The following is a 271-nucleotide window of genomic DNA, read 5'->3' as shown; positions in this document are numbered from 1 at the left end:
ATGGAACTAAGGATCCGGAGTTTACAGGAAACTATGATGACCTGGTAAGCAGCGGAGCAGTGGTAAAGGAAGGCGACCTTGGAAAGGTAAGCTATGTAAGGGCAGCCGGAGACGAGAATAAGAACAATGTTGGAGACGAGATCGGCCTGACGGCAGAGTATACAAAAAACCCGAACTATAGGGTGGGCATCGTACCAGGTACGCTGACGATTACAGAGGCGGAAGGAAACCGTGTAAGTGCGGAAGGCCGGGAAGTAACGTATGACGGAAA

Annotated in this window: 1 protein-coding gene; it reads left to right on the top strand. The window is 50.6% G+C overall.

Annotation, left to right across the window (positions count from 1 at the left end; translation table 11 throughout):
• Positions 1-271, top strand: a 271-nt coding sequence (locus tag NE473_RS32320; RefSeq protein WP_256265742.1) for a hypothetical protein, incomplete at both ends; no start/stop codon positions are given.

Origin of the sequence: Hungatella sp. SL.1.14, assembly GCF_024460495.1 — a bacterium.
GTDB classification, from domain to species: domain Bacteria; phylum Bacillota; class Clostridia; order Lachnospirales; family Lachnospiraceae; genus Hungatella; species Hungatella hathewayi.
The sequence above is the reverse complement of the archived record's forward strand: the minus strand, read 5'-3'. Positions and strand labels throughout refer to the sequence as shown.